The sequence below is a fragment of the Bythopirellula polymerisocia genome, assembly GCF_007860015.1.
GTDB classification, from domain to species: domain Bacteria; phylum Planctomycetota; class Planctomycetia; order Pirellulales; family Lacipirellulaceae; genus Bythopirellula; species Bythopirellula polymerisocia.
This window is the reverse complement of record NZ_SJPS01000011.1, coordinates 36,550-56,329: the sequence shown is the minus strand read 5'-3', so window position 1 is coordinate 56,329 and position 19,780 is coordinate 36,550. Positions and strand designations below refer to the sequence as shown.

17 protein-coding genes are annotated in these 19,780 nt (G+C 52.6%); 11 read left to right on the top strand and 6 right to left on the bottom strand.

The features are described from left to right. The first annotated feature begins 149 nt into the window (after positions 1-149). Entirely contained in the window at positions 150-641 is a 492-nt protein-coding gene (locus Pla144_RS22325; protein WP_146452925.1) for a DinB family protein, read from the top strand. Positions 642-989: 348 nt separating this feature from the next. Here Pla144_RS22325 and Pla144_RS22320 read toward each other — a convergent pair whose 3' ends face one another. Then, the gene (locus Pla144_RS22320; RefSeq protein WP_146452924.1) at positions 990-1,829 is read right to left on the bottom strand and encodes a dimethylarginine dimethylaminohydrolase family protein; all 840 of its coding nucleotides are present in this window, start codon (positions 1,827-1,829) and stop codon (positions 990-992) included. 24 nt (positions 1,830-1,853) lie between these two features. After that, the gene (locus tag Pla144_RS22315) at positions 1,854-3,176 is read right to left on the bottom strand and encodes an ornithine cyclodeaminase (RefSeq protein WP_231936506.1); all 1,323 of its coding nucleotides are present in this window, start codon (positions 3,174-3,176) and stop codon (positions 1,854-1,856) included. A gap of 221 nt (positions 3,177-3,397) precedes the next feature. Here Pla144_RS22315 and Pla144_RS22310 point away from each other — a divergent pair, with 221 nt between their 5' ends. The 4 genes from Pla144_RS22310 (at position 3,398) to Pla144_RS22295 (ending at position 7,821) form a co-directional block, all read left to right on the top strand. After that, complete coding sequence (locus Pla144_RS22310) at positions 3,398-4,540, top strand: hypothetical protein (RefSeq protein WP_146452923.1); 1,143 nt, start codon at positions 3,398-3,400, stop codon at positions 4,538-4,540. 36 nt (positions 4,541-4,576) lie between these two features. After that, complete coding sequence (gene ade / locus Pla144_RS22305; RefSeq protein WP_146452922.1) at positions 4,577-6,211, top strand: adenine deaminase; 1,635 nt, start codon at positions 4,577-4,579, stop codon at positions 6,209-6,211. Between the two features lie 3 nt (positions 6,212-6,214). Continuing rightward, a complete protein-coding gene (locus tag Pla144_RS22300; RefSeq protein ID WP_146452921.1) occupies positions 6,215-6,652 on the top strand; it encodes a nucleoside deaminase in 438 nt (145 codons plus the stop codon). 128 nt (positions 6,653-6,780) lie between these two features. Continuing rightward, positions 6,781-7,821, top strand: a complete 1,041-nt coding sequence (locus Pla144_RS22295; protein ID WP_146452920.1) for a type II secretion system F family protein — start codon at positions 6,781-6,783, stop codon at positions 7,819-7,821. A 13-nt stretch (positions 7,822-7,834) separates the two neighbouring features. Here Pla144_RS22295 and Pla144_RS22290 read toward each other — a convergent pair whose 3' ends face one another. Both Pla144_RS22290 and Pla144_RS22285 read right to left on the bottom strand, forming a co-directional pair. Beyond that, complete coding sequence (locus Pla144_RS22290) at positions 7,835-8,959, bottom strand: WD40/YVTN/BNR-like repeat-containing protein (protein WP_146452919.1); 1,125 nt, start codon at positions 8,957-8,959, stop codon at positions 7,835-7,837. A 56-nt stretch (positions 8,960-9,015) separates the two neighbouring features. Beyond that, positions 9,016-9,285, bottom strand: a complete 270-nt coding sequence (locus tag Pla144_RS22285; protein ID WP_146452918.1) for a MoaD/ThiS family protein — start codon at positions 9,283-9,285, stop codon at positions 9,016-9,018. A gap of 73 nt (positions 9,286-9,358) precedes the next feature. On the opposite strand from Pla144_RS22285, the gene Pla144_RS22280 reads away from it, so the two are divergent. Then, entirely contained in the window at positions 9,359-10,186 is an 828-nt protein-coding gene (locus Pla144_RS22280) for a hypothetical protein (RefSeq protein WP_146452917.1), read from the top strand. 20 nt (positions 10,187-10,206) lie between these two features. On the opposite strand, the gene Pla144_RS22275 is transcribed toward Pla144_RS22280, so the two are convergent. Next, positions 10,207-10,998, bottom strand: a complete 792-nt coding sequence (locus Pla144_RS22275) for a DUF1570 domain-containing protein (protein ID WP_197530941.1) — start codon at positions 10,996-10,998, stop codon at positions 10,207-10,209. Between the two features lie 314 nt (positions 10,999-11,312). On the opposite strand from Pla144_RS22275, the gene Pla144_RS22270 reads away from it, so the two are divergent. The 3 genes from Pla144_RS22270 (at position 11,313) to Pla144_RS22260 (ending at position 16,658) form a co-directional block, all read left to right on the top strand. Then, positions 11,313-13,667, top strand: coding sequence for a mechanosensitive ion channel domain-containing protein (locus tag Pla144_RS22270; RefSeq protein ID WP_146452915.1), 2,355 nt, complete (start codon positions 11,313-11,315; stop codon positions 13,665-13,667). A 60-nt stretch (positions 13,668-13,727) separates the two neighbouring features. Continuing rightward, the gene (gene corA / locus Pla144_RS22265) at positions 13,728-14,879 is read left to right on the top strand and encodes a magnesium/cobalt transporter CorA (RefSeq protein ID WP_146452914.1); all 1,152 of its coding nucleotides are present in this window, start codon (positions 13,728-13,730) and stop codon (positions 14,877-14,879) included. Between the two features lie 447 nt (positions 14,880-15,326). After that, entirely contained in the window at positions 15,327-16,658 is a 1,332-nt protein-coding gene (locus Pla144_RS22260) for a dihydroorotase (RefSeq protein ID WP_146452913.1), read from the top strand. Here Pla144_RS22260 and Pla144_RS22255 read toward each other — a convergent pair. Continuing rightward, the gene (locus Pla144_RS22255; RefSeq protein ID WP_146452912.1) at positions 16,637-17,863 is read right to left on the bottom strand and encodes a hypothetical protein; all 1,227 of its coding nucleotides are present in this window, start codon (positions 17,861-17,863) and stop codon (positions 16,637-16,639) included. The genes Pla144_RS22260 and Pla144_RS22255 overlap by 22 nt on opposite strands. 315 nt (positions 17,864-18,178) lie before the next feature. Between Pla144_RS22255 and Pla144_RS22250 the strand changes: the two genes are divergently transcribed. Both Pla144_RS22250 and miaE read left to right on the top strand, forming a co-directional pair. After that, positions 18,179-19,111, top strand: a complete 933-nt coding sequence (locus Pla144_RS22250; RefSeq protein ID WP_197530939.1) for an SDR family NAD(P)-dependent oxidoreductase — start codon at positions 18,179-18,181, stop codon at positions 19,109-19,111. A 31-nt stretch (positions 19,112-19,142) separates the two neighbouring features. Then, positions 19,143-19,718 carry a tRNA-(ms[2]io[6]A)-hydroxylase gene (miaE, locus tag Pla144_RS22245; RefSeq protein ID WP_146452910.1) on the top strand — a complete coding sequence of 192 codons (576 nt, stop codon included), beginning with the start codon at positions 19,143-19,145 and terminating at the stop codon, positions 19,716-19,718. Positions 19,719-19,780: the final 62 nt, after the last annotated feature.

The following is a 19,780-nucleotide window of genomic DNA, read 5'->3' as shown; positions in this document are numbered from 1 at the left end:
AGTTCAATCTCTGTTAACTCCGTTTCCACCACTTAAATTGCTTGGTTGCGACCTGCCGTTGCGGGCGTGTATACTTTTTTTCTGTAGTAGGATAGCCCTTCATGTCTTGCTAGCAAATCAACTCCCTTGCGATTGAGGTAGAATCTATCATGAATGTCAAAGATGCTCTTTGTGCCACACTCGATACCAGTTCCATGGTTCTCTCAAAGTATCTGGAAGATCTGAGCGATGCAGACCTAATGAAACGACCGGGTGAAGGCTGCAACCATGTCGCCTGGCAATTGGGGCATCTGATTAACTCGGAAAAGCAATTGCTTGAGTCTCTTTCTCCCGGTTCGTCCGTCGAATTGCCTTCTGGTTTTGCGGAAAAGCATAGCAAAGAGACCGTTGCCGACGACAATCCTGCCAACTTTTGCACGAAGCAGGAGTACTTGGATCTCTTCGACAAAGTTCACGAAGCGACGAAAGCAGCCATCGCCAACGTTTCCGAAGAGGATCTCGACAAGCCCGCGCCTGAACACTTTCGATCGATGTTCCCCAGCGCTGGTCACGTCTACGTTCTGATCGCTACGCATAGTATGATGCACGCCGGACAGCTTGTGCCCTTACGCCGGGCACTGGGGAAGCCGGTGGTGATTTGAATGCAACATGGTCAGGTTGGCTGCTATTCGTGGTTTGCGAGTAATTATTGTGAAATTGGTGGCTATCGCTTTCAAGGAACTACTTGAAATTAAATATGAGTCGCCCCAGCGTTCGACTTCTTACGCGATCGCTTAGCACGAATCGTCCTCTGACCAACATTGAACCATCGATTGGTCCGCTGCATTTGAACCGGTGCGATCCTGGCAGTGAAGTGTGGAACAAACACTTCTCATACCAAGGAGCAATCGCAATTGGGCTCACGAGCGTTGGCCGTACAACGACTTAATTTCTTGCGATGAACGGTAACGATCTAGTTGATTTGAGAATCCATGCTTCTGTTTAGCGAGTCAGGATCCACTCTGCCCCTTCCAGCCTGCCGCTTCCTCTCCATCGAGCCGCAACGTCAGGCATTTCGCACTTCCACCTGCCTTCACAAATTCACTCAGCGGTGTCTCAATGGGATCATAGCCGAAAGATCGCAGCAGAGCGTGCAGCTTGGGGCATCCCGAGTTGGTGACCACGGTCTTTCCCACCACCACCGCGTTGCACGCAAAGCTTCGCGCTTCGCTTTCTTCAACGGCATGTAATTTGGGTATCGACTTGGCCAATACCCGCTGGCCATAGTCGTCGAAGGCGGCGGGAAAATAGATTGCCTCTTCTGGAGAAAGAGGGCAAAAGCAGGTATCGAGGTGGTAGTAGTAAGCATCGACCAATTCCAAGGGGAGCACTCGCACCCCAAGCATTTCGCCGATTTGCTGATGGCCGCTCGCGTCGCTGCGCTGGCGGTAGCCGGCATAGAGGGTGTCACCGCAGAAGAGAGCATCGCCGGCCCCCTCGAACGAGAAATCTTCCGGCGACTCGTCGACTTGCCAGCCGTGCTCTTCGAGCCAGCTTCGGAAGTGAGGTTCTTCCCCTTGTCGTTGCTCATGCTTAAACCGTGCCAACACTGCCCGCTGACCGAAGACTATCGCCGCGTTGGCGGTGAATACCAGATCAGGGAGTCCCGCGACTGGTGATACCTCAGAAACTTGAGCACCCGTGTCAAGAAGTATCTGTCGTAGTGATTCCCATTGAACGCAAGCCAACTTGTGATTCGACTGCCGCGCTGTACTCATCCAGGGATTGATTTCGTATTCGATACCATAGTGCACTGGTGGGCACATTAGAATGTGGGGAAGAGTTGGCATTATGCGTTAAACCGCAAGCGGCTGCTAATGTGTAGTCTGTTCAAGTCGTTTGACTTCTTCCACGAGTGCTCGCAGGAAGGGTTCGACGTCAGTTACCAGCCCAACGGTCTGAAAGCTACCACGGTCGTTGAGCTTAATAACGGTCGATGGGTTGATATCAACGCAAACAACTTTCACGCTCGCAGGCAGGAGGTTGCCTACAGCGATCGAGTGCAACGTCGTGGCGATCATCAGGCAAAAAGTCACGTCGCGAATGCTTGCCCGCATGCGGCGCTGGTTTTCTATAGCGTCGGTAATCACGTCGGGCAGAGGACCGTCATCTCGGATGCTCCCAGAGAGGATGAAATCAACATCGTGCTTGACGCATTCGTACATGATGCCCGACTGAATCACGCCCTGCTCGACGGCGGCGGGAATGGAACCCACTCGGCGAATTCGGTTGATTGCCCGCAGGTGGTGTTCATGCCCCGCGTCGGCGAGACTACTCTCGTTTAGATTGACCCCCAGGCTTGTTCCAAACAAGGATTGCTCGATGTCGTGAGTAGCCAAGGCATTTCCGGCGAACAGCTTGTGAATGTAGCCGCCTCGGATAAGGTCGCAGATCAAATTTCCGCTTCCCGTGTGGACAATAGCCGGCCCCCCAACTAGCAGAGACTTGCCCTTCCCCTGACGGTTCTCAAACAGCAGTTGAGCGATCTGCCGAATGACGACTCCCTTGGGCTTCTCGGTTGAGACGGCACTGTTCATGAAGGCGAAAGCATGATCTTGATGTGCACGCTCAAGTGGAAAGACTCGAACTCCCGCGTGGCCAACCACGATCGGCATTCCTACCTCCACGTCGGACATGGCAATACACCGCGCCGCAGAAGTTTTCGGATCGACGGTGATCCCGCAATCCATCTCTTGATCAGCCACACTAAACCATTTCCCCTCAAGCCGAATCTCTGATTGCTGATTAGTCGTGCTATAAAACCCTTCGGGAAATGCTCCAGCGATGTCGGCTTCGACTACGCGGCAATCGCTCCCTGCCGTGGGAACTGCCCCGTGATCGGCAATCTGGGCTAGAATCTCTTGCAGTTGATCCTCGGTTTCGGCTCGCACCTCGACTAAGGCAAAACTTGGATCAGTCCGGCCCTGGCCGATGTTAATATTCTTGATGAGGAACGAGCCGCCACCCGTAGTTATGCAATCGAGTACTTTGGGCAATATGAGGCTGTCGATGATATGGCCGCGGACCTCAACGTCTTCGACGGGGCCACGCTCGGCGGAATCGGCAATACTTAAGCGGTCTTCCATGTAGTTAGTGATCGATTGAAAGATACTGATGGCCAACAACCATGAATTCAAGTCTATCTCTCCCTCGACTCAAGGGGGAGACCATTCCGAAGTGCCCTAGGCTTCTAGCCTACGTTTATCGAAATTATCGGCTGCGAAGACCACTCGCGCACAAGTGCATCTTTGCGCCCTCACAATTACACCGTATATTGCATTTCCGCAGAGAATCGCTCACGGCACAGAGTTGCCCGGATATTGCGATCTCAACAAAACACAATTTGCGACAGTAAAAAATGAGCGAAGAAAACAAAGAAAAATCTACTTGGGACGAATTAGTTGGTGAACTTGGTGTGAACGTCACCGACGATGCCCTAGAACGGCGACAGCCAGCACCTAAGGAACTTCCGACGCGCCGTCGTGAGAAGGGTGACAAAGTGGAAGAATCTCAGGCAAACCCTAGTGACTGGGAAAGCCTGGCTTCATCCTTGGGGATCGAAGTACCACCTTTGGCCGAGCAGCCTCCGGTCGAGAAACCGGTTGCCCCCCCAAAAGTTGCCCCCCCAAAACCTGACACTAGCCGAAGCGAGAAAACTGCCTCCCCTGAACCAAGAGCGGAGAGCAAGCGAAGCGTCAAAGAATCCACGGTTGAGATCGAAGCGGAATCTGAACGCGTCGACTCGAGTGAGTTCGTGGAACAAACCGACGAAGAGGAAGGTGACAAAAGCGAACTGCCGCGGATTTCTGGAGAAGCCGCCCGTAGTGCCTTCGACGCATTGTTCGCCGCCGATGCTGCCTCGTGGGGAAGTGCCTTTGTGTCTCCACGCACCAACGTAGAATCCTCCTTCCTGTTCACCGAAGGGGAAGAAGCCGTATTTACGGAAGACATTCCCGACGGTGCCGTCGAAGAAGGAGATGAAGAAGAGGAGCCCAAGCGAGGCCGTCGCCGTCGCCGACGTGGTGGAAGAGGGCGCGGCCGCAGCGGCGCGAAAGCCGCTGATGAAGGCGAGAGCGACGAAACAAAAGAAAGTGAAAACCTAGACGAATCTATCGGCGAGGAAAGTACGGATCCTGAATCAGAAGAAGCTCCTGAAAAACGTCGGCGACGACGACGTTCCAGAGGCCGCTCCCGAAAGAAAGATGATCAAGATTTATCCTCGGAAGAGGAAGATTCTCAGATCAAGAAACATGTGGCATCGCATGTCAGCGATGATGATGAGGAAGATGACGACGAAGACGACGAAGTGTCGTATGACGACGACGAAAACTCCTCTGCTCGTGGAGGTCGCTCGAGTCATCGCAATCTGCCCACCTGGGACGAGGCGATTGGCGGCATCGTGGACTCGAATCTTGCCCAGCGCAGCAAGTCTCCGGCCAATTCGGGTTCCAGCTCCTCGCGGGGCCGTTCTCGGGGTGGACGTCGTCATAAGAAATCTTGAGCGAGGAATGATTTTCGTCCAACAAGGAGTTAAACCATGAATACCGGTTGCGTCTCTGGCATTGTGGTTGATATTCCGGGCCGTGGGACATTTCCTGCCGATGTCAAGTATTCCGATGGGCGGATCACTTCGATCGAGCCTATCGATCAGAGCCCCAAGTCTTTTTTGTTGCCCGGCTTCATAGATGCTCATGTGCATGTCGAAAGCTCGATGCTCGTCCCAAGTGAATTTGCCAGAGCTGCCGTGGTGCATGGGACAGTGGCAACGGTAAGCGATCCGCACGAGATCGGTAATGTTTTGGGAGTGGCGGGTGTCGAGTACATGCTGGAAAATGCCGCGAGTTCGCCATTCAAGTTTTACTTTGGCGCTCCCTCCTGTGTCCCAGCCACCACGTTTGAAACTGCCGGCGCCACGATCTCCGTGGCCGAGGTCGAGAAGTTGCTCGCCGATCCGCGAATCGTTTATTTGAGCGAGATGATGAATTTCCCCGGTGTACTCCATGGAGATCTGGAGTGTTTGGCAAAAATCGCTGCGGCCCATGCAGTTGGAAAACCAGTGGATGGCCATGCACCAGGACTACGTGGAGAAGATGCCGCTCGGTATATTGCCGCAGGGATCACCACTGATCACGAATGTTTTACCAAGGAAGAAGCCCTTGATAAACTCGCTGCTGGATGCAAGATCTCGATCCGTGAAGGTTCAGCGGCCCGCAACTTTGCTGCACTCTATTCGCTTCTCGGCGAGTTCCCGCAGCAGACGATGCTCTGTAGCGATGACAAACACCCCGATGAACTGGAGCAGGGGCACATCAACCTACTCGTGCGACGGGCCGTCGAGCACGGCATCAACGTCTTTGATGCTCTGCAGGCCGCGTGCCTCAATCCGATCGATCATTACCAGCTCGACGTCGGCCAGCTAAAGGTGGGTGATCCAGCAGATTTCATCGAGGTCGATTCGCTGAGTAAATTTAATGTGCTAAGAACCTGGATCGATGGCAAGCTAGTCGCAGAAAACGGCGTGACATCCATTCCGCGTGTCGAACCCACGGTGGTAAATCAATTTGTCGCCACTACCGTTGAGCCATCCGCAATGGCTGTGTCGCCTGACGGTGAAAGCTTGAAGGTCATCGAGGCTCTTGATGGGCAGTTAATTACCAACTGCGTCCAACATCCTCCCAAGGTGGAAAACAGACAGGTGGTATGCGACACCGAGCGAGATGTCCTCAAGCTGGTTGTCGTGAATCGATATCAGGCGGCCGCACCTGCAATTGCCTTCATCAGCAATTTCGGCCTCAAGAGAGGAGCCATGGCGTCGAGCGTGGCCCATGATTCGCACAATGTTATCGCCGTCGGCACCAATGACGACGACTTGGCCGCTGCGATCAATGCTGTCATGGAAGCGGGAGGGGGGTTGTCGGCAGTTTGCGACACTGAGAACCAGCACTTGGTGCTGCCACTCCCTGTGGCCGGATTGATGGCGACAGGGACTTGCACAGAAGTTGCCGCTGCCTACCAGAAACTCGATCAGGCAGTAAAATCCTGGGGCTCGCCATTGCGTGCACCCTATATGACGCTTTCATTCATGGCCTTATTAGTGATCCCGTCGTTGAAACTTAGCGACTTGGGTCTCTTCGACGGAAGCCGATTCGAATTTACAACACTTTTGAGCTAAAGCATGGACCCATTTCTTCAAGCTGCGATCGATGAAGCAAGAGCAGGACTGGCCGAAGGAGGAATTCCTATCGGCTCGGTGCTGGTTCTCGATGGCAAAATCGTTGGTCGCGGCCACAACCGTCGCGTGCAAAAGGGTAGTGCCATCCTGCACGCTGAAATGGATTGCCTGGAAAATGCGGGGCGATTAACGGCTCGTGACTACCGCCAAACCACACTCTATTCCACGCTGTCCCCTTGCGACATGTGCAGCGGCACTACCCTGCTCTATGGCATTCCTAGAATCGTGATCGGCGAAAACCGCACATTTCAGGGACCGGAGGAGTACGTTCGCTCGCGTGGTGTGGAATTAACCATCATCGAAGACCCAGAGTGTGTAGAATTGATGAAACAGTTCATCACCGCCCATCCAGAACTCTGGAACGAAGATATCGGAGAGTAGTTGGTGGATGATGGTTAGTGGCTGGGAATATTTGCCTCGTTAATCACTCGCAATCAATAACTTACCGATTTCAGGATAGGCCGGCTTGTTACTATCCACCAACCACTCGCCACCTACCACTTCCTCTCATGTTTTTCTCGAATCGCATCTCTTTGAAGGCCCTCTCCCAATTTTGCCATCGCCTGGCGACTGCGACCAACGCAGGAATTCAAGATCGCAAAATCTGGACCGATGAGGCAGGGCGTGGCTCCGCCTCTCAACGTCAAAATGCCGCGACTGTTCGCGATGAGTTGGCAATGGGAAATTCGATCACTGAAGCGTTGCAGAGCACCGGCGGGTATTATCCACCTTTGTTTCGCAAGATGATCGAAGTGGGGGAGGTCAGCGGACGACTCGGCGAGATTTACAAACGCCTTGGTCGTCACTACGATCGTGTCCTTTCTGCCCGTCGCGATTTTTGGCAGCGACTCATTTGGCCTTTGTTCCAGTTGGGTATCGCCCTGTTAGTGATTGGCCTGTTGATCTGGATCATGGGAATGATTCCAGGAGATCCCACCTCGCCAGGGTCTCACATCGATATCCTCGGTTTGGGGCTCATCGGCACCTCGGGTTTGATGAAATACTTAAGCATCCTGCTTTTCATTGCAGTGCTCATATTACTGGTAGTCAAATCCATCCTCAACGGGGCACTTTGGGCTCGCAAGCTACAGCGACTCACCTTGCAAATCCCTGTGCTAGGAGATGCCCTTAAGACACTCGCCCTGGCTAAGTTCACCTGGGCCTTGCAGTTGGTGCTGGATACCCCCATGGACCTCCGCAAGGCACTGCCGCTGGCACTCCATTCGACGGGTAGCGAACACTACTCAGAGCACAGCCAGGAGATCGTTCAGCGAATAGAGCAGGGACAAAGCATCACTCAATCCCTGGCTTCCACAGGTATCTTTCCCAGTGATCTGCTCGACAACATCGCCGTCGGAGAAGAAAGTGGCCGGCTGGTTGAAACTATGGAACGGCAGGCAATCGAATACGAGGAACGTGCTGGATCGGCAATCGCGATCCTGGCTCAATTCGCAGGCTACGCTATCTGGGCACTAGTAGCCGTGTTCATCATCGTGATGATCTTCCGGATATTCTCATTCTACGTGAATACGATCAACAGTTTGACGTGATATCACGGACGAGTTACCTTTCCTCAACAAACCGCACAGCATACACCGGTGGCAAGTGTGTTGACACAGCCTGCCACGACTCGCCACTATCCTCTGACACCCAGAAGTTGCCCGTCGTGCTGCCCATCGCGAGCAGATTTCCTGTGCTGTCGACATCAAGTGCATGCCGCAGCACAATGTCGTAGGCATCTTCACTAGGCAGCCCTGCGCTGATCTGCCGAAACGTCTTCCCGCCATCGGTGGTTTTGGTCACAATAAACTTCGCATCTTTCGGCACTCGCATTTCGTCCTTCACTCCAGGCACAAACCAGGCCGTGCCCGGGTCGTGGGGATGAACGGCGACGGTAAAGCCGAACACTGCCGGTTCGACATTCGTGATTTCTTCCCAGTTCCGGCTGCCGTCGGTCGAATGGAAAATGCCGTTGTGGTGCTGGATCCACATGAAATTGAAATAGGAGGGACACGCTACCATGCGGTGGGGGTCCTGCATGTTCGGATTGTAAGCCTGATCGGGAGGCATGTATTCAGCACGGAGTCCATTGCTGCAACATTCCCATTTGGCTCCTCCATCGCGAGTCCGCCACACGCCCCCGCAAGATATGGCTACAAGTACATGCTGCGGATCATTGGGATCGACCTCGACGGAATGAATTCCCGGATCGTCTTTGCCCCCGCCAAACCAAGACATGCGCTCCTCGCGATTCCACAGTCCTTCAACCAACCGCCAACTTTCGCCAGCGTCGTCGCTACGAAAGAGTCCTCCGGGAATCGTGCCGCACCACAACGTGCCATCACCTGTGTTCGCTGGTTCCAACGCCCAAATTTCCGACAGTGCCGCAGGTTTCATTTTCGGCGTCTCGGCTTCACTTGCCATCCGCTCAGGCATCGTCGCACCGTCGGGAAATGTCGGCACGGCAACCTCGGTCCAACTGGCGCCACGGTCGCAGCTGCGGTGCAGATGGGCACCAAAATGTCCAAGATTCAGCGCTGCATACCAACTCCCGTCGCGCGGGTCGGCCAGCGACATCGACAGCGGCGAACCCAAAAACGCCACATCGGCGATTTCCCAGCGCCTTACTGGAGAACGTTTCAATGTAAAGAGACCCTTACGAGTAGAGACGTGTATCGTGTCAGCCATAAACTTTGATCCACTTAATTACTGCTTGTACCAGATACAATTTAGCATTTCTTCCTTCACCCTCCGGAAAGCGCCTGCATCACATACACTTCGGAAGTATCTGTCAGGCTATCAGACAAATTCACGCGATCGTCGATGATCTTCCCATCGATGAAGACCATAATATGCCGACGCAGGCGTCCATGTTCGTCCATCACATAACTTCGCAGTTGCTCTTTCCCATCTAAGGCAGAATTTAAGGCTGCCCCGACAGTTGTCGCCGCGACTTCGACGGGCGCGCTGTTGACGAACGACTGTAAGTGACTGGTAAAATGGACTGTAGCCATGGTGTGTAGATTATTGTCCGACTTGATGCAGTTGAAAAGAATCCTCCGTCCAAAAATCTGCAATTAGCCTAATATGACCAGCGACAATTCCACACCCGGATTAATTGCTCGAATGGTCCGTGTTTTGCTATCACGGCAGGCAGTGAGGATTTACTGGATCGTAAATGTTGCCCTGCTGCTCGGGCTGATAGTTTGGATTTGCCGTGACGGAAAATTCTCGCAAGCCGCTCGGCTGACTGCTCAATTAACTCCCTGGAATGAGTCGAATCTGCAATATGGTGCTCTCCCTTCCCATTTAGCCACGCGTGTGCAAATCTTGCATGCGATGATCACAGTCGGTTTGGTAACTGCTGCGGGCATAATGCTCTCCCTTTTTTGGGGGGCAAGTCCCAACCGAAGTATCCGCTCGTGGCTCGCCTTAATGTTTGCGCTGGCAGCTTGGTTGACACTCTACACCTCGTGGTCTGATTTCGCCTGGCGCGCGCAAGCCTGGAGAATGCAGACGAGTCTCCCTGCTATGGAAAAGCTTGCAACAACGCTCCTGGAAAATTGGCCCAGCCAAGATGGGCAGCTACCAGAGATCGGTCCCTTCAATGCCTACCCGATCGGCAAGCCACGTACTCTCATGTTGCTCACCAAACCTAAGCCCTCCGGGACTAGTGTTCAGATTTCAACCATCGAACGCGGAGAAGGGGACGACCTCTTTTTTCAGTTGACGGATAATGACGAGGGAGCCACCCTGGCCAGATTTCCACAGGGGAGTGAGCCGCAGGCTTTTTTCAGCGGCTTGGAGGGGGAGTACCAACCTGTTCGACACCGGGCACTCGGCCAGAATTGGTTCTTGGTTCAATATATTTATGTGCCGATTCTCGATAGCACGGAACCAAGGCATACTTTTTGAGCTAAAACCAACTACACTTCCTAACGAAGCATTCGAATATGCTCAGCCAGCGCGCTCTGCGGCACGATGAGTCGTCGCCCAATTCGCGTGCTGAGCGGTTCGGTAGGATTGCCATCGGCTAGATCATGTAGATAGTCGGTGAGCACCATGGACCGCTCATCCGATTCTAAGAGATAGTGAACCCACGCCCACGACTCCGCGTAGTCTTGCTGGGTCATGTCCGCAGCAGAGTTGAGTGCTTCCAGACGCGTTAATTCTGGCTGCCAGTTATTCTCATTCGCTTGAGCCGCCAGCAGTTGAGCGTGGGCTGTATTGAAACCCTGGCGACCGGCGCCGACTTCAAAGTATTCCGCTAACCCTTCATCGAGCCACAACGGCAGATTCGGCACGGCAGCATGCAGGTAGCCGTGTGATACTTCATGCCGCAAATCTTCAGCCACATGATCGCCCCAATAGGCATAGACGGAGAGCTGTGAGTCCGTGCCGACAAAGATTGCCCGTCGCGACGCCATTTCGGGGAATCGTAGGTTCATGAAGGCGGTGTAAGCATCTTCATCAGCGTAGAGATAGACATGGATCGGCGTTTCCGTCGGGGCGAGTCCCAACTTGGAATTGATAAGCATGCGTTGGTCAGCCAACTCGCCTAGCAATCGTTGATTCCGAGAAATCTGTGCATCGCTATGAATTACCAACTGATTGCGAACTATTTCATGAGGAAATGGTTCCCAATGCTGATTGGGTCGCACGAGCATGCAACCGGCCAACGTGATACTCGCTGAGAAAAGCACCAGAAATATCGACGACTGTCGCATAAACGAACTCGCCAAGGCGAGCATCCGATTGGAGGTAGAGATGCCATTATTGGCGGCATCCCAGGGGGGGGCGGATTGTAGCGGCTAGCTAGCAATCCTCGAAGGCCAATACTCTCGAAAGAAACCGCCAGAAGAGGTTCATTTAAAGGAAAAAGATCGGATTATCGGTGCGATCTCTCTGATCTGCCCTCCCTCACGGATCAAGGCCATCTTAGATCAAACGCGTGACTTACTCTGGTTTAGAGACTTTGCCACTTGAGTCCGCCAGGTCATCAAAAAAGTTGCTGTTTGAGCACCGGGGAAGGTGGCATATCTTGGCAGAACCATTCCGAGTAGCGCGTGTGACTAGAATTGATTTTTCCATGAAGCTGTGGCCGAGGCAACTATTGTTTTTCTCCAATTGCAGGCTGGTGCTGCTGGCGTTGGTGGCACTTGTCTGGATAGATGCGTGCTTTCTGACCCGATCTGGGTATGGGCAACTTCCCGGTCCGACTTCGATTTTAGAAACAAAGGGTGACCCCCAAGAAAAGTCTGCTCGGCCAGTAGCAGAATGGATCGAAGGAGTAAAGCAGCGTCTGGTCGAAGCAGAGTCCTTGGTAACCAAAGCCCAGGTAGCCGATCAGGAGCCCTCCGCTGCGATCGTGCAACAGGTCGATCTCTTGGATAGGCTTGAGCTTACCCTCGGTCAGGTTGCGTCCTCGGAAGCAGAAGTTGATGTTGCTGAAGCGAAACGGGACGAAGCACAAACCAACTTGGAGGGTTTCTTGCTACAGGGGTTGCCCGATTCCGAGGCATCTTCATTTCTTCTCCTGGACGCAACACGCGACCAACTCGATGAAGCCAAGGGGCGGCTCAAGCGCCTTAAGGTTCGTGAAAAGGGGGCCCTTCAGGAACTAGAGAACGCCCGCAAAGAGTCTAAGGAATTAGAAAGTGCGCGTCGAATCGCCAAGGAGACCTTGGACGAAAGCAATGGCGATGTACGGCGAATTCCTCTCAATCAAAAATATGTCGTCGCAGCGCTGGCCGCAGAAGTCGCGGAAGCGACAGTTCGACGTCGCGAAGCAGAGTTGCTGACGGCTCGCCTGGCTCGAGAGTCGCAAGAATTGATTCTCAAAGAACTGGAAGAGAAGACCCAGGTTCTCGCTGACAATGCTAAATTCGATCAGGTTGAGCTGAACAAGCAACTCCAAAAGCTAGACGAGCAAGCAAATGAGTTGAAAAACACGCTTTCTACCGCGAAAAGAAGCGATACTCGTCGCAAGTATTTGGAAGAGCAATGGATGCGCACGCAGCGGCAGCTCGATGCCTCTACAGGCGACAAAGCAACGTTGCAGGAGGAATTGCTCGCCTATCAGTTGGGGCGTAGCGATCTGGATGAGCGCGAAGAGGAATTAAAGATCGCTCTGAAAAGAATCGAAGATTCTCAACAGGTCTGGAAACGTCGACAGCAATTATTCTTGAAACAACCAGAAAAAGATACCCTCTCTGACTGGAAGGAAGAAAACGAGCGGGCCCTATCTCAGTTGGCAGGCGAGCAGCGTTCTGCTAACGGGAAGTTGGAGGACCTGCGTAATCAACACGCCGCGATAAAGAAGAAACTCAGCTCGGCTGAAGAAGGATCCCCCCTTCCCAACTGGTACGCTCAGCAATTGACCGCCTTGGAGGGCTTGATCCAGTCGCAGGAAGACAATTTGCGCAGCATCGAGGCTGCCTTGCACTTGCAGTCTAAACTGGCTCGCCAAATGACTACCGACTCCCTCACGGCAACAGCCAGAGAAAGAATCCATGAATTCTGGGACAAACTCGAGGCTCTGTGGAACACCGAGCTGGGTTCCTTTGAACAGCCGGTAACCATCCAGAAAGTAGTCAAAGCGCTGCTGCTTTTTTTTGTGGGTTTTTTGATTGCCCGAGTCATCAGTCGTTGGTTGGGCAAGTATCTGTTAGGCAGAATGGACATCGACGCCAGCGGTGCTGCGACGGTCCAAAGCTTATCGTTTTACTTGCTGATCGTGCTGTTTTCGCTGTTGGCTCTCAACGTAGTCAGGGTCCCCTTAACGGCTTTTACGGTTTTGGGTGGTGCCGTCGCATTGGGAATCGGCTTTGGTAGCCAGAACATTATCAACAATTTTATCAGCGGTTTGATTCTCCATGCTGAGCGTCCCGTGAAGATTGGCGACCTGATTCAAATTGGCGATCTCTATGGCAATGTCGAACACATTGGTGCCCGCAGCACACGGATCCGGACGGGTGACAATCTGGAAATCATCGTGCCTAACAGCACGTTCTTGCAGGACAATGTGATAAATTTTACCTTGTCGAGTGACAAGATGCGGACCTTTGTGGCTGTAGGAGTTGCCTATGGGTCTCCTGTGATTGCCGTTGCCCAGCTGTTGCGACGAGCGGTCGTCGAAACGGGTCGGGCTTCGAAAGAGCCGCCTCCAATCGTGCTGTTTAAGAATTTCGGAGACAACGCATTGGAGTTTGAAGTCCACTTCTGGATCCGCATGAGAACAATGATGGATCGCCGACAGATCGAAAGTGCGGTCCGCTATCAGATTACGCAACTCTTTGCCGAGGAAGGGATCACTGTGGCGTTTCCTCAAAGAGATGTCCATCTCAATACGACTTCTCCCTTGGTGGTCCAGATGGCAGACAATGTTCAGGCTTGATCTGAGAGCCAGGAAGCTCCGTAAACACTTAGATTCTTTAGATTCAATTCAGGATGAATTATGACACATCATTCACATAATGGCGGCACAAGCATGTTCACCAAGGGCTATCGGCGGAAGTCGAAACCGGCGGCTCGACCAGGTGCAATACACATCCCCGCGGGAGCTATAAAACCCACCATTCGCATGACTTGTTATGGTCCTGCGGAGCTCGAAGATAAACAGAACTGCACCTTCGAGGATGTTCAGAAGATGCGGGGAAAGCATCCTGTTCAATGGGTAGATATCGTCGGCATGGGAGACGAAACACTCTTCGAGCAAATTGGCAAACTTTTCGGTATCCACAGATTGGCCTTGGAGGATGTGGTCAATATTCCGCAAAGGGCTAAAGTCGAAAACTTCAAGGATCATCTGTTTCTAGTTTGCCAGTTCCCTCGTCATGGTAAGAAGCATACTTTCGAACAAGCCAGCTTCTTTGTGGGAAAAGACTTTGTTATCAGTTGGCGCGAGCATCCGAGCGATTGTTTTGATACGATTCGCGATCGACTTCAATTCACCGGTCGTGCTTTGCGTGACATGGGGACTGATTATCTCATGTACGCGTTGCTCGATGCGTTGATTGATAGCTACTTCCCTTCGCTAGAAAGAATTGGCGATCAGATCGACCGAATTGACGTCGAATTGGAAGGGGGGCCGTCGCGTCCCTTAATAATTCGTTTGCATGGTCTGAGGCATGATTTGCGCCTCTTACGACGAATTGTCTGGCCCCTGCGTGACGCTGTCGATTCCCTGACAAACCGCCATGAATGGCTCATCACTCCAGAAACAAGTATCTATCTGCGGGATTGCCACGATCATGTCGTCAGGATCATCGATTCATTGGAAAGTTACCGCGAAGCATGTTCCGACCTACGCGACTTCTACTCCACGGAGGTTGGCAACCGGATGAATGAAGTGATGAAGGTGCTGACCATCATTTCGACGATTTTTATCCCCCTAAGTTTCATGGTAGGATTGTACGGCATGAATTTCGACCCTGATGTCTCCTCCTGGAACATGCCCGAACTAAAGTGGCGATACGGTTACCCTGCGGTGCTGCTGTTGATGAGTGGTGTGACAATCGGCCAACTCCTATTTTTCCGTAGAAAAGGCTGGCTGAGTTCATTCACGACAGTTAACAACAAGTCTCATGCTAATGGCGAAATCCCTTAGTGGGCAGAAGTTTTGTTCGACAAGCATCGCCTAATCCAGGATGACCCGCATTGGCACACAGTTGTAGAATATCGACCAAACTTCAGATTCCAGTTGGCCCAACTTCGACCGTCAAAGATACCTGGTGGGTCGTTGATCAGGCATGACGCAAGTTCCTCGTCGGATAAGTATTTACGGACTATCGCCATATCTTTAGGCGTGCTGTAGGTCATGGCATAGGCAACAAAGCTGAATGGATCCGCTATCGCTTGCTAAAGTTCCTCGAACTAGATTTCCCGCCTACGAACTGCCGCGATCTCAGGCGTGAGTGGCATCGGATTCATCTTAGAAAACGCTTTCTACTTTGATAATTAGATCTGCATTAAACTCTAAGATAATGACCTGACTATGGTCGACGGGACTAATCTAATATGCCACAATGACCGCGCTTTATGTATTGCAACGCCCATGAAAACTCTCATAAAGAACGCCCAAGTTGTCTTGCCGACAGGAATTGAGTCTGTTTCAGTTCTTGTCGATAACAGCCGTATTGCCAGCGTGGATGCGGCGGCACACATTCGCGTCGATGAGGTGGTCGATGCCGCCGGGCTGCATCTGATTCCTGGTGTGATCGATGACCAGGTTCATTTTCGCGAGCCTGGGTTGACCCACAAGGAGGACCTGGGCACCGCCTCAAAAGCCTGCGCCAAAGGAGGGATCACAACTTTTCTGGAGATGCCCAATACGACCCCTACCACTACCACAAGGGAGCGGCTCGCCGAAAAGCGTGCGCTAGCAGCGGAAAAATCCCTCGTCAATTATGGGTTCTATATCGGAGCAACGCCTGAGAATATCGAAGAACTCTCTCTTGCCACGGACACGCCTGGTATCAAGATTTTCATCGGTTCAAGCACCGGGGACCTGCTCGTTGATTCGCAAGAGGCCTTGGAACGCATCTTTGCCGAAACAGCGTTGCCCATTACCGCGCATTGTGAAGACGAGTCCACGGTTCAGGCCAATAAGGCAAAGTTCGCTGGGACTAGTGACGTGGCCGATCACTCCCGAATTCGAAATGTTTCTGCCGCTGTGACCGCTACGCGTCGTGCGCTCGACTTGGCACATCGACATCATCACCGGTTTCATGTGCTGCATGTCTCAACGGGTGCTGAGATTGAGCTATTGAGGGATCATGGAGGTCTCATCACGGCCGAAGCTTGTCCTCATCATTTATTTCTAAACACGGAAGATTACCCGCGGCTGGGAACCTTGTTGCAGGCGAACCCTTCAGTCAAATCTGCAGAGGACAATGCACAAATTTGGCAGGGGCTAATAAGTGGTGCGATCCAAGTGGTTGCCACGGACCATGCGCCTCACACCCTCGAAGAAAAACATCAACCTTATCCCCTCTCACCCTCAGGAATGCCTTGCGTAGAGAATAGCCTGGCGCTTCTCCTCAATCAGGTCCACCTAGATAATTGCTCTCTCGAACAAGTGGTACACTGGATGTGCGACGCGCCGGCACGAGTTTGGGACATTGTTGGCAAAGGCCGTATTGCCGAGGGCTACGACGCTGATCTCGTACTGGTTGATCTTTCGCTTCGTCACCAAATCCGCAATGAAGAGCAAATCACCAAGTGTGGTTGGAGTGCCTGGCATGGAGAAACGTTAACAGGATGGCCCGTAAGAACGTGGGTTATGGGAAGAGAGGTCTATCGAGCAGGTACTTTCAATCCCGCTATTCGCGGATTCGCTGCCCAATTCGACCACGCGCGAGGCGGTTATTGGGCTACCGAGTGTTGACCGACATATATCTCTGGCTCGGCAAGAAATTGGTCCATCGTTATCTGCGAAGTAAAGCGATATCTGAGCCCTTGAAACAGTGTTTCAAAGTCGGGTAGACCCGGTTCTTCTCGCTGTTCTTCTAGGAGAGTTACGATGCAATTTCCGGAAAGAGCTATGTCGGCGTTTTCGTAGAGATCTGGATTGTCTTTGAAGGTCTGCTTTTCCACTGCATCAGCAAATAAGAACAATCTGTCTCCGGCAATGAGAGGATGATAAGCACTTCCGGGAACTCGTACTGCTTGGTCAGCGAATGAGACTATGCTGTCGCCTCCTAGTACTGGGAGATACTCCACTGGATTGTCTCGAAATTGAGTAAGTTCTTCGGGGCCAGCCATGTGATAGATTTTTCCGTCAAAAGTGGCTTCATATCTCGATTTCCCGCGAACCCAGACGCCTTGTTTGCGGATGGAGACTGGGCAGTAGCCCGAGACGGCCGCTCGAACATAGGTGTCTTCTTCTGAATCCAACGAATTGTTTGAAGTCGACGTATCCTTCGGATTCGCTTCAATGCGAGAGTAGTCACTTACACTTTTCGGATTCTTATCAAGACCATGACTTAGACCTGCACCTTCGCTTGAACCCACTCGCACTTCTAAGTCTCGGTGCGTTGCCTCGGTCGAATCCACATAGCGTTGAAGGTTGGAAGCAAAAATCTTGCGATGCAGTGCCGAGGCAAAAAAGTAGCGAAGGCCATCAAGAGTCAAGACCGTTTCAGGCAGGCCAGGAACAAGCTTCTGCTCGTCGACCTTGCTAACCACGCAGTGACCCTGATCGACCAGATCGGCATTCAAAAATCGATCTGGCTGAGCCTGGAATTTCGCAAGCTCGGACGCACTGCAAAAGAAATAGATTCGATCTCGGTAAGTCAATCCATATTGCAGGCTCCCCGAGATTCTCTTGCCGCTCTCTACAAATGTGACGATCGAATCTCCATCCAGCACGGGAAAATAATGTTCAGGATCAGCGGCAAAAATGTCACGTTCGCGCATCCCAGCAAAAAGATATATCTTGTCATTGATGATAATCTGTATGTTCGGATTCCCTTGAATCCATTTGCGTTGGTCACGCAAACTTACCAGACAAAAACCATCCGCAACCACAATGGTCGGAGAATTTTTCGGATTCTTTGGTCGAAATGCTTCTCCCCCAGAAATGCTGCTCACACGAGCCACCTCGGATCTGACAGCATCCCTCGTGACGTTAGTCGGCGATTGTTGCTGGACTGGAGGACGGGAAGAGGTCTGTGAGAATCCCAGAGTCGACAAATTGAGCAATACTCCCGCGGTGAAGCAGAAGTGGATCGCGATTCGGTCTTTCAAAGAGAGTAATTGCACAGGATTCTCGTCTCTTCAATGAAACTCAGGCTGTAGCCATATCTAACGATAGGGATTGTAGTAAGGGTAGCCCCGAACGGCGACGCCGATCTTCTGATGTACGAGCCTGCAAAATTGTCGCATCGCGAAACGGGCAGTTTGGCTATGAGACCTGCGGTAGCTGAAAAAAAAAGCTATCATAGCCCCATGAAAGGTCCGCACGAACGACGACTCGCACTGGTTACTGGCGGCGCCAGCGGGCTAGGCAGGGAGTTTTGCCAGCACTTGGCTGCTCAGGGCTGGCATGTCGTCGTGGCAGACATCGACCTCGCGGGTGCGCAGGAGACACATTCGGCGATTGAAAGTACCGGGGGTAGCTGTCAGGTCGAGCAGCTTGATGTTTGCGATCTCGCAGCCTGGAGCATACTGCTTGAGAAGCTGCGTGCTGACTGGGCCCGGTTGGACTTACTCATTAACAACGCCGGAATCTGTGCAGCGGGGAAGATTGGGGATTCTTCCCTCTCTGATTTTCGACGTGTCTGCGAGGTAAACCTGTTCGGCGTGATCAATGGCTGCCATACGATGGTTCCCTGGATGCGTGAGACCGCGCCTGGTGGCGCGATTGTAAATATCGCCTCGGTTGCCTCCCTGCTAAGCGCTCCAGCTATGGCGGCTTATAGCACAGCGAAGGCAGGAGTTGTCTCTTACTCGGAGACACTGCTCAACGAACTCCACGAGCCGGGTATTGGTGTCACGGTCGCGCTACCCGGCTTCTTTCAATCGCAACTACTCGAACGCGGAAAATTTACCGACGATTTATTTCGAAGAATCGCACAGAAATACACGAACTTGTCCACCACGACATCTTCTAAAATAGCACAAGAAACTCTCAGAGCTGTAGAGAAAGGAACCTTCTTCGTGCCCTTGGGTTGGCGAGTTCGCATGATCTGGCGAGTGAAGCGACTAGCACCCAAATTATTTCAGCGTATGGTCGTATGGAAGTGTGCCCGCGATTCGTTGACTTATGCCGAGACCCAGCCTGACCTACACCTTGGACCGGACGCCCCGGAGGCAGGTGTGCCTCCGACTAGAGGATGATGACCCATTTCGATATAAGAGTTACCCTTACATGCTCCATCTTAAAGCTCCCACCGACGCCAGTTGGCTTGCCCAAGTTGATTCCAACCTTGAAGAAGTGCTCATTGACCACGCCCATTGCGAGAAGAAGGCTGCGGGGACGGCATTGAATCTCATCTTCCACTATGTGGAGGACCGCGAGCTTTGCCAGGAGATGACTGAGATCGTCAACGAGGAACTCGAACATTTCCACATGGTATTGGACCTACTTGAGCGTCGCGGCATACGCTTCCGCCGACTCAAGCCGAGCCAGTATGGCAGTCGATTACATGCGCACGTTCGCAAAAGCGAGCCGGAACGGGCCGTCGATCGCCTGCTGGTTGCCGGGTTGATTGAGGCTCGCAGTTGTGAACGATTCCAAGCTCTCGCGGAACATGTGGCGGACCGTGAGTTGGCGAACTTTTATCGTAGCCTGTTTGAAAGCGAAGCCCGCCACCACGCGACTTACACCCGGCTAGCGAAACATTTTGCCCCTGAAGTTGTCGTCGAGGCACGATTGGCGGAACTCTATGAAGCCGAGGCGGCCATCATGTCCGAACGTGAACCGCTCCCCCGGATGCACAGTTAGTTCTTGTCGTGGGGGAAGCCATCTTGGCTGTCATGGCACCCTAGAAGTCGTGCCATGCCCCC